The sequence below is a fragment of the Streptomyces sp. NPDC017529 genome (genome assembly GCF_044329785.1).
GTDB lineage: Bacteria > Actinomycetota > Actinomycetes > Streptomycetales > Streptomycetaceae > Streptomyces.
In genome coordinates, this window is the sequence record NZ_JBIRJY010000032.1 from 46,196 (window position 1) to 55,201 (window position 9,006).

Below are 9,006 nucleotides of genomic sequence, written 5' to 3' on the forward strand. Positions count from 1 at the left end.
ATGGTGCCGCGGGGTGGGCTCCTTCGGCGGGCCTGCCGGCGGCGGGGCAGTCAATGTGTCCCAGGGGGTGGGCGCACCCCTCAACTTCCGGCCCTGCCAGGGGCAGGACATTCACCCGTCCAGTCCATCAGGGCTGTGCAACCCTGCACAGTCTGCGCATTTACGCACAGCGTGTCAGCCCCCTGCCCGCCACCGCAGGTTCTACGCTGCCGCGCATGGAAATGGATAGGCGCAGGTCGTCGCACATGTGCGAGCCCGGTTCTCCTACCTGGATCACACCGCTGCCGAAACGCGCGGCTGACGCGGTGATCCGCGCGAAGCTCACGGAGTACCGGCGCATGTGCCAGAAACGCGACCGCCTGATCCTTGAAGCGAAGAAGGCGGGCCTCTCCGAGGTATCCATCGCAGATCTCACCGGACACTCTCGCAACACAGTGCGGAGCGTCCTGAAAGCACACGGGATCTCGTGATCAAGCACTTACTGGTCGTTTCAGGATGAGGTTCGCAGGCGTCGCAAGCAGATGGTGCTGCAAGCGAGTTGAAGAAGCCCAAGGTGGAGATGGGCGCGTACCTGGTAGCGGATCCGGAGGCGTTTGAACTGGTGGAGCCAGGCGAAGGTCCGCTCCACGATCCAATGTGTCTTGCCCAAACCCGAGCCGTGCTGCACACCTCGACGGGCAATCTTCGGTGTGATGCCACGGGCCGGAGGATGTGCCGGCACTTGTCGTAGTCGTAGCCGCGATCGGCGAACAGCCGGCCCGGCCGGTGCCGCGACCATCCCCGAAGCCCCGGATGCGGGGGATCGCGTCCAGCAGCGGCGTCAGCTGGGTGACGCCGTGCCTGTTTCCGCCGGTCAGGATGACGGCGAGAGGGGTGCCCTGCCGGTCGACGATCAGGTGATGCTTGCTGCCCGGCCGCACGCGGTCGACGGCGAAGGTCTGGTGTGAGCCCCCTTTCAGTGCCCGGACGTGCAAGCCGTCGATCGTGGCGTCGTCCATGTCCAGCAGACCTGCCTTGCGCAGCTCGGCCAGGAGCACTTCTGCAGGCGGGGCCAGACGCCGGCCTCGAGCCAGTCCCGCAGGCGCCACCAGGCCGTCACCCCACTGCACCCGGTCCGCTCGGCAGGCACATCCCTCCAGGTGACGTTCTTGCGCAGCACGTAAACGATGCCCCGCTCTCCGCGTCCACGTAAGCCGTCCCGCCCTTCGGCGCTGTTACGGTACTTCGGCCCGAGGGCTTATCCGGGAGGAGAGCCATGGAGGCCATGAACTTCTTGGTCACCACGATCGCGATGACCTTCTCCGCAGACGAGTACGCGGCCGTCACCGGGCACGCCGCCAAGCTCGGCGTCCCCCTCGACACCTACGTCCAGCCCCTGCTCCACGAGATCGCCGCCCGGCGAGGCAAGAGCGTCGAAGAGTTCCTCAAGCCCGGCATCCTCATCGCCGCCGACGACACCGGAAGCGAGTCCGAGGCCGAGTGGCGCACTTCACGTCGAGGCGGAGCCTGGTGAGTGGCTCCCCAGGAAGTACTCCTCCAAACGACTTTCGATAACCGCGCTCAGATCGCGCCGCCAGTTCGCGGCCCGCTGGCTTAGCGCCTCCAACTCTTCCAGCGCCTCAGCCGACATCGGGAGACCGTCCTGCCCTACCTGGCTAAGTCGCAGTCCGAACTGTTCCAGGGCCTCGGTGAGCATGGACGGTCGGAACGTTTCGTTCGCGAGCAGATGACGCTGAATGGCCGCGCTCACCACTACGTGGTCATGCATGACCGCGTCCAGGGCCCTCCAGCCCTCGTTCATGGCATTTAGCTCATCTTGCCGGAATTGATCCAGGTCGACGCTGCGTCCTGGGATCTGCATCTCAAGAAATGTCCTGTTCAACAGAGCGTTCCAAGCGCGCAGAGATGAGCGCACCGCAATCAGCCGTTCGATTTTCTCATGCCTCTCCGCATACATACGTTCCGCGGCCGCTTGCAACGCCACCTCCCGCTGCTGACGCAGCGGGCCCCAGTACGCACCCGCTGCGCCCAGCGCAGCCCCGCCAAGGGCACCTATCAGTCCATACAAGGCGTCTGACATGCACACCACTGTGACAGGGCATCAGTAACAGGGGCCTTCGTTCCCAGAAGGAGGCCTCCCTAACGACACCGACGACATCGGGAGCGCGTCCGAGGCCGACAGCTACCGCAGCCTGAAGGACGAGTTCAGCCCGGACGAGGACCAGGGCGACCCGCACGGCGTCCGTGCAGGTCGCCGTGGGCGAGGAAGCCGTTCTCCACCGCGTCCTCGCCCGGAGTCCAGAGCTGTCCGACGGGGTGCATGGTGCCGTCCTCGTCCTCGCTGGTCTCGATCTCGTACAGGGCCGGGGCGGTCACGCGCTCACCCCCGCGACGGCGGCGTCCAGGAGCGCCATGGCGTCGGCCCCGTACGGGTCGGCGAACAGCTGGTGGTCGCTGACGTCGAACGGCCCGAACCTTGCGGCAACGCGGTGTCCGGGCACGAGGGCGGTCTCGCGTCCGTCCAGCGCGGTGGTGATCCGGTCGTGGTCCTGCTGCGCGTGCCAGGTCTGGGTGTACGGGCCGAGGCGCAGCAGGGTGTAGCCGTCGCGGCTGTCGTCGCGGCGGCGGGCCTCGATGTAGAGGGCGTAGTGGGCGGGGTCCATGCCGATGTCGTCGGGCAGGGGCAGGTCCGCGGCGGCGTGGGTGAGTATCGCGTAGCCCGGCTGCCAGGTGCCGATGATGGCGGTCGTCTCGCAGCGCAGCCAGCCGCGCTCGGTGTAGCCGAGCTGGCGGCGGTGGAGGTAGGCGCCGGCGTGCGGGGTGTCGGGGTGGACCAGGGCCACGGCGATCATGTCGGTGCCGTGGTCGTCGCCGGGCCGGGGCTGCGCGCGCTCGATGAACGGGCCGATCCGTACGGCGACGTCCTGGGCGCGGCCAGGCGTCCAAGGCTCCGGATGGCGTACGGCGGCGAGCATCGCGCGGTCCTGGTCGACGACGGCCTGGTCTTCGGGGGTGAGGGCGCCGGGGGGTGGCCGCAGCGGCGGAAGAGCCGCTTCATCGAGTGGGCTCCTGTTCGCGAGCAGGGTGGGTCCAGGGCAGGGCCAGGCCGTCACCGGCGATGCGGGGGAGCAGATGCTGGTGATGGTGGAAGACGGTCTGCGAGGCGACCGCTCCGGCGTTGCAGATCGTGTTGCAGCCACCGCCGTCCTTGGACGGGGCGATGCCGAGTTCGTGGGCGAGTTCGGCGGTGCGCTGCATGGTGATGCCGGCCACGACCGGGTCGGTGGTGAAGTCCCGGACGTGACCGCGGGGGATGACGAGGATGTGGCCGGGTGTGCAGCCGCCGCGGTGCGGCGCGATCGCGACGGTGTCGGACCAGGCGCGGATGAGGGTGGCGTCGGCGCCGTGGTGAATGATCGCGCAGAACGGGCAGCCGGGCTGCGGGTATTTGCGTGGGGCCGGGGGCCGGTTGATGTGGTGGTGGGTGACTGTGGCCCGTACACCGTGGATGTGCAGGCGCCGGCCGATGGCGTCAGCGATAGCGGGAGCGCGGTGGCGGCCGTACCAGCAGTTGACCAGGAGCTGGACGGGGCGGTCCCCGGTGGCGGTGAGCAGGGCGGTCAGTTCGTGGACGGCATCGTCGACAATGCGAGCCGCACCAGGCGTGGCCAAAACGTACACGCTCATAGTGGAGTACGCGCGGGTTCGCCTGCGGCGGTCTGAGCCTCCGGCCCTGCATGTCAGCAGGTAAAGCCCACCTTCAGGGTCGTTCACTCGTTGGGATGAAATCTCGGCAGTAACTCGCAGATTCTGCGAGTGGTCTCTGTAATCTCCGGGTTCGTGTCAGATTCCGAAAGTCGCGTGCTGACGCTGGTACGCCTGGGGGAGGCCCCCGGCGTGGCGGTGGACCCGGCCGCGGTGTCGGTGGAGTCCGGGTTGGCGGACGTCGTCACCCTGCAGCGCCGCCAGCAGGCCCGTATCTCCGCCGTCGACGAGGAGAGCTTCTTCCTCGACACTCTCTCGGAGTACCAGTGGGCCCGGGACGCCGCCGGGCTGGCGCCGGCCACGCTCGGCGGCCTCCTCAAGCCGGTGGTGGAGGTCTGCGAGTACTACGGCACCGTGCCGTGGCAGCTCTCCCCGCGCGAGGTCGACCGCTACTTCGCCGGTCCGGGAAAGCGGGCGTCATCGACGCTGCGAGCCAAGATCAACAAGATTGACGCGTACTTCGCGTTCCTCGAGCAGCGCTACGCCGGCGAGATCATGCGGCGTTTCGGCGCTGCGGTGGAGTCGCCGATCGACCCGTTCAACCGGCCGCGGCACCGCGGGGACTTCGGCCTGCGGATCCCGCCGTCGCAGACAACGATGCGGGACTTCCTCGGCCGGTGGCGCGAGGACCTGCCCAATGCGCGGAAGTATCTGGTCGCCTGCCGCGACTACGTGATGACCAAGGTCGCCTACCTCTCCGGTGTCCGCGCCGGGGAGCTGTGCGGGGTGTGTCTCGGGGATCTGCACTGGGAGCTCGGGCAGTGGGGCCGCTTCGTCGTGTTGGGCAAAGGGGCGCGCGGTTCGGGGCCGCGGCCGCGTGAGGCGTACATGTTCCAGGAGGGCCGGGCCCTCCTGTGGTGGTACGTCGAGGAGATCCGGGGTGAGTTCGGCGACGATGTCGAGCATCCCCGGGCGCCGCTGTGGCCCTCCGAGCGTAAGGCCACCGCGGTGGTAGCGCTGAACCTGCCGATCGCTCCGGCGATCGTTGCGTCCACATTCCGCCGCGCGCTGCACGCGGCAGCTTCGCACTACCTGACCGGCCCGGTCACCGACCTCTTCCCGCACCTGCTGCGGCACGCCTGCGCGACCCACAACTACGAGCGGGGCATGACGCTGTGGGAGGTGCAGAAAGTCCTCGGACACGACTGGGCAACTACGACACTTCGGTACATGGCGACTGCGCACGCCGACCCTGAGCACGCGAACCTGGCCGCCAGTGCCCGGGCGGCTCAACGACTGGTGATGGACAAGGGGAACCTGCGGTGAAGTGGAATCTGCGGATGGTCGCCGCCCAGCGGGACCTGTGGAGGCCCACCGAGGTACTGGCCGCGTTCCAGCAGGTGGGGTTCAACCCCTCGCTGAGCAAAGTCGCAGCCCTGTGGGGCGGGACGCCGGTCACCGTGCGTCTGGAGGACTTGGACAAGATATGCGCCGCGCTGAACTGCACGGTCGCCGACTTGCTCCAGGCCGAGCCGCTCGCTGACGCCCGGGCGGTGCCGGAGTCCGGCCAGCGCGCGGTCGGCGCCGAGGAACAGACGGCGGGCCCGGTCCGGCCGGTGCCGCGCAGCCGTCGCGGTACCGGTCCCCGCTCGCTTCCGCCGAACTGAGAGGCGTCGGCCAGTGGGAGCGGGACGCGGGAAGGGGCAGGCGCGAAGCTGCCCGGTGTGTCTGGGCTGGTTGGTGGTGCACTGGTACCGGGTGTGCGACGGGTGCCGGCCCTGGACGCGGAAGTATCCCGAGCGCGGGGTGTGTCCGCGGTGCCGGCACGAGGCGCACCTCAACCCGGACGGGCTGTGCAAGCCGTGTCTGCAGGCGATCCGGGCCGAGAACGACGCCGAGTGGGCTCTTGGGATGGAGGAAGCGCGGCCGCGGCCGGTCCAGCTCAGGGTCGGCGGTGCGTACGGCGACCGGTCGGCATCGGCGCGGCCACTGCGCCGGGGCTCCAGCGGCGGGCGGCGGGTGGCGGAGGAGTGGCGGATCAAGCTCAAGCAGCAGCGCGCCGCGCCCGCAGGACGGCCGGTGCTGCAAGCGCAGATGCGCGGACAGCTCCCGCTGTTCACGGTGCCCAGGACGCTGACCGACGCCACGGTCAGCGCGCTCGTCGGCCGACCGGTCTCCGGGTGGCCACATTGCCGGCCGGTGCTCGAAGCGATGGCGCAAGAGCACGGTTTGACTGCGGCCTGGAGCAGTAAGATCGCCGAGATGGTCCGCCTCGCGCTGGCCGTACGCGAGGCAGAGGGCGCCGAACGGCTGCCCGAACCGATGCTGCGGGATCTGCCGACCAACGGAGATGCGGTCCGCCTGGTGCTGCTGCAGGCCGAACTGCTCGACCAGGCACCGGAGCCGATGCGGTTTTCCACCACCAACCAGCCCACCGCCGCCTACATCACCGCCCCGGTACCGCTGCCGCCGCCCGCCCCGCGGCAGTGCCGCGACTGCCACGCGTGGATGGCCGCCGACAAGCGCGGCTTCCGCTGCACCCCGTGCCGGCACTGGCGCGAACTGCACCATGCGGGCCGGTGCCTGCGCTGCCTGCGGGACGGCCTGCCACTGCGCGCCGGCCGGTGCCGCACCTGCCGTCTGCACCGGCATCTGGACGGAACGAGACCGGACGCGCGGCGGGCCACCCAGCTGGTCATCGACCTGCCCCATGGCGCTCCCGGACAGGCCCAGCTGATCCCGGACGGCGCACGTGCACCGGCAAATGACGACGAGGACGAGGCAGTGCCCGCGCTCCACGTCGGCCGCGGGCAGGAACCCCTTTTCCGGATGCGGCGCGACTGGTCGCCGGTGCTGGCCCGCCTGCGCCGCCGCACGTATGTGGACCTGCCCTTGACCGGCCCGGCCCGGGCCTTGACCGAGGACCTCACCCGGCTGCGCCGCGACCAGCAAGACCCCTCACACCGCACGGACATCCGCACGCTGACCATCCTGGTCTACTGGCTCGGCGCCGAGACGGCCATCACGGAACGCGACGTCCACGACCTCGCCCAGCTCGATTCGAACCTCACGGCCAAGCGGCTGTGCCAGTTCCTCGCAACCCGCGGCTTGCTGGCCGAAGACCCCGAACTGCGCAGAGACGCAGACCAGGTGTGGATCGAGACCGCTCTCGGCGCGCTCCCGCAGCCCGCGGCCGAGGAAGTCGCCACGTGGGTACGGGTGCTGCGCGGCCAGGGCCGACGCGAGCACGAGGCCCGCGGCTACAACGGCATCCGCCGCTACCTCACCGCCCTCCAGCCCGTCCTCACTGCCTGGACCGACAGCGGGATCACAACACTGCGCCAGATCACCAGCGAGCACGCCACCACCGCCCTCGACGACCTGACCGGGCACACCCGCCGGAAGCTCGCCATCAGCCTGCGCAGCCTGTTCAAGGCCCTGCGCCAGGAGCGCATCATCTTCCGCGACCCCACCCGTAACCTCCCCGTCGGCGAACTCAGGGGCATCCCGAAGCCCGTTGCCTCAGACTTGCTGGCCGGGCTCCTTGAGCGCACCAAGACCCCGCTCGGCCGGCTCGTCGTCGCCCTGGCCGCCATCCACGCCCTGCCAGGACACGAAATCCCCACGCTGCTCACCATCGACCTCAGCCTCGCCCACGGCACCCTCGAAGCCCGCCGCGGACTGCTGCGCCACACCCTTTACATCGAGGAGTTCACCCACACCCTCGCCGCACAGTGGCTCACCTACCGGCATCGACGCTGGCCGGTCTCGGCCAACCCCCACCTGCTGGTCAGCCAGCGCACCGCGCTCGACCCCGACCACCCGCCGGTCAGCATGACCCTGCTCCAACGGGCACTTCCCTCAGGCGTGACACTGGACGGTCTGCGACAAGACCGGATCCTGAACGAGGCGTTCGAGACCGGCGATCCCCTCAAACTGATGCGCCTGTTCGGCATCGCGGAGCAGACCGCCATGCACTACGTGAGCGTCGCCCATCCCGAGCGCACGGCGAAGCTGCCCAGATGACCGCTCTGCCACGGCGGACGCGACGAATGGCTGGCCTACCGCCACCACCGCTGGCCCACCTCGACCAACCCGCATCTGCTGGTCAGCCAGAAGGCGGCGCCCGACTCCGACCACCCGCCCGTCAGCACCGGCACCCTGAGCAGTACCCTCCCCAAAGGGATCACCCGGTCCGGGCTACGCCAGGACCGGATCCTGCGGCGATCCCCTCAAGCTGATGCGCCTGTTCGGCATCACCGAGCGGACCGCGACGCGCTACACCAGCGCCGCGCATCCCGAGCGGACCAGCAAGCTCCCGTGCTGAGCGGCTGGCTCCCGCCCCTTCCCGTCAGCCCGGCCGCACGGCCGGTATCGGTGGCCGCCTGGCGGGCAAGCCCCTTTCAGCGCCACGGCCCACCACACGGACCGACCGTGCCCAGCATCGCTCCGGCGAAGCCAGGCCCGGTGTTCAGCGCCCGTCGTTGACCACCGAGGGAGCCCACGCTTGTGATCGCAGCGATCGCCGACTCCGCCGTCGGTCTCTTCCTGCCCCTGCTAGCGACAACGGTGCTATGCGACTGACGAGTAGCGGCATACCGTTAGATATCGGGCATCTAGCGCAATCCGGGAGGTGTGCCATGACCACACAGCCTCCCCACCGGTGGTCTGCTCCTGCCCCGCCTGCGGCGAGCAAGCCACACCGGTCCTGGCGCCCGCACTGGCGGATCATGACGTGGGTCGTACTGGCTTTCAACGCCCTGATGCTGGCCTGGCTGATCACCGGGATCAGCCAGGCCAGCAGTGCTGAGGACTGCGGGGAGCACACGGGGGACGCGCTGCGGCTGTGCCAGGCCGCGAATGACGCGGGCACGGCCATCGGCGCCGGGCTGATCATCGCTCTATGGGCCGTGGGCGCCGTGATCCTGGGCGTGCTCTGGCTGGTGACGGGCCCGACGGCCCAACGCATGCAGCGGCGGCAGTGAGTGCAGGTGACGCCGCAGCACAAGAGGCGTGTTGCCGGGTGAGCCATCGCCTCGTGCGCCAGGCGCTGTCCGGGCCCGGTGTTCGGCGCCCGCCGCGCACCGGTACGCGGAGGCTGTTGTCTGCGCCCGGGCCGAGGAACACCCCGGAGCCTTTGCCGGTGATCTGGTAGGGCACCTCGGTGCCTGCGGGCAGCGTCTTGGGGGTGCCGGTGTCGGTCGTGAGTGCCTGTTCCTGAACCGGTTTCCGCTGGTCACCGGGCTGCGGCGTATAGAGGCAGTTTCGATAGCCGTTCGGTTCGGCGTCGATGGACGGCGT

The 9,006-nt window shown here is 69.4% G+C and carries 10 protein-coding genes and 1 pseudogene; 6 read left to right on the forward strand and 5 right to left on the reverse strand.

Going from position 1 to position 9,006, the window contains the following annotated elements; genetic code table 11:
- Positions 1 to 215: 215 nt before the first annotated feature.
- Positions 216 to 470 carry a hypothetical protein gene (locus ACH4K4_RS36925; RefSeq protein WP_398174121.1) on the forward strand — a complete coding sequence of 85 codons (255 nt, stop codon included), beginning with the start codon at positions 216 to 218 and terminating at the stop codon, positions 468 to 470.
- A 20-nt stretch (positions 471 to 490) separates the two neighbouring features.
- Here the strand turns inward: ACH4K4_RS36925 and ACH4K4_RS36930 are convergent.
- Positions 491 to 1,171 (reverse strand): annotated as a pseudogene (locus tag ACH4K4_RS36930) (IS5 family transposase); the annotation flags it as partial.
- Positions 1,172 to 1,264: 93 nt separating this feature from the next.
- On the opposite strand from ACH4K4_RS36930, the gene ACH4K4_RS36935 reads away from it, so the two are divergent.
- Positions 1,265 to 1,513: a hypothetical protein gene (locus ACH4K4_RS36935; protein WP_398174124.1), complete on the forward strand. Its 249-nt coding sequence runs from the start codon at positions 1,265 to 1,267 to the stop codon at positions 1,511 to 1,513.
- Here ACH4K4_RS36935 and ACH4K4_RS36940 read toward each other — a convergent pair.
- The 4 genes from ACH4K4_RS36940 to ACH4K4_RS36955 all read right to left on the reverse strand — a co-directional run bounded on the left by ACH4K4_RS36940 (position 1,490) and on the right by ACH4K4_RS36955 (position 3,687).
- The gene (locus tag ACH4K4_RS36940; protein WP_398174127.1) at positions 1,490 to 2,080 is read right to left on the reverse strand and encodes a hypothetical protein; all 591 of its coding nucleotides are present in this window, start codon (positions 2,078 to 2,080) and stop codon (positions 1,490 to 1,492) included. The genes ACH4K4_RS36935 and ACH4K4_RS36940 overlap by 24 nt on opposite strands.
- Positions 2,081 to 2,205: 125 nt before the next feature.
- On the reverse strand, positions 2,206 to 2,376 hold the full coding sequence (locus ACH4K4_RS36945; RefSeq protein WP_398174130.1) for a hypothetical protein: 171 nt from the start codon (positions 2,374 to 2,376) through the stop codon (positions 2,206 to 2,208).
- Positions 2,373 to 3,113 (reverse strand): hypothetical protein, encoded by a 741-nt coding sequence (locus ACH4K4_RS36950; protein ID WP_398174133.1) that lies wholly within the window; start codon positions 3,111 to 3,113, stop codon positions 2,373 to 2,375. The genes ACH4K4_RS36945 and ACH4K4_RS36950 overlap by 4 nt, the downstream gene beginning before the upstream one ends.
- Positions 3,055 to 3,687, reverse strand: coding sequence for an HIT family protein (locus tag ACH4K4_RS36955; protein ID WP_398174136.1), 633 nt, complete (start codon positions 3,685 to 3,687; stop codon positions 3,055 to 3,057). Before ACH4K4_RS36955 ends, ACH4K4_RS36950 begins: the two co-directional genes overlap by 59 nt.
- 216 nt (positions 3,688 to 3,903) lie before the next feature.
- Here ACH4K4_RS36955 and ACH4K4_RS36960 point away from each other — a divergent pair, with 216 nt between their 5' ends.
- The 4 genes from ACH4K4_RS36960 to ACH4K4_RS36975 all read left to right on the forward strand — a co-directional run bounded on the left by ACH4K4_RS36960 (position 3,904) and on the right by ACH4K4_RS36975 (position 8,690).
- Entirely contained in the window at positions 3,904 to 5,031 is a 1,128-nt protein-coding gene (locus ACH4K4_RS36960) for a tyrosine-type recombinase/integrase (protein WP_398174151.1), read from the forward strand.
- Entirely contained in the window at positions 5,028 to 5,372 is a 345-nt protein-coding gene (locus ACH4K4_RS36965; protein WP_398174139.1) for a helix-turn-helix domain-containing protein, read from the forward strand. Before ACH4K4_RS36960 ends, ACH4K4_RS36965 begins: the two co-directional genes overlap by 4 nt.
- Positions 5,373 to 5,616: 244 nt before the next feature.
- Positions 5,617 to 7,731 (forward strand): hypothetical protein, encoded by a 2,115-nt coding sequence (locus ACH4K4_RS36970; RefSeq protein ID WP_398174142.1) that lies wholly within the window; start codon positions 5,617 to 5,619, stop codon positions 7,729 to 7,731.
- A 704-nt stretch (positions 7,732 to 8,435) separates the two neighbouring features.
- The gene (locus tag ACH4K4_RS36975) at positions 8,436 to 8,690 is read left to right on the forward strand and encodes a hypothetical protein (RefSeq protein ID WP_398174145.1); all 255 of its coding nucleotides are present in this window, start codon (positions 8,436 to 8,438) and stop codon (positions 8,688 to 8,690) included.
- Positions 8,691 to 9,006 lie beyond the last annotated feature (316 nt).

Excerpts from the sequence above, each read along its gene's own strand:
- ACH4K4_RS36925 (WP_398174121.1), top strand. The coding sequence starts at position 216 with ATGGAAATGGATAGGCGCAGGTCGTCGCACATGTGCGAGCCCGGTTCT.
- ACH4K4_RS36935 (WP_398174124.1), top strand. The coding sequence starts at position 1,265 with ATGAACTTCTTGGTCACCACGATCGCGATGACCTTCTCCGCAGACGAG.
- ACH4K4_RS36940 (WP_398174127.1), bottom strand. The coding sequence starts at position 2,080 with ATGTCAGACGCCTTGTATGGACTGATAGGTGCCCTTGGCGGGGCTGCG.
- ACH4K4_RS36955 (WP_398174136.1), bottom strand. The coding sequence starts at position 3,687 with ATGAGCGTGTACGTTTTGGCCACGCCTGGTGCGGCTCGCATTGTCGAC.
- ACH4K4_RS36970 (WP_398174142.1), top strand. The coding sequence starts at position 5,617 with ATGGAGGAAGCGCGGCCGCGGCCGGTCCAGCTCAGGGTCGGCGGTGCG.
- ACH4K4_RS36975 (WP_398174145.1), top strand. The coding sequence starts at position 8,436 with ATGACGTGGGTCGTACTGGCTTTCAACGCCCTGATGCTGGCCTGGCTG.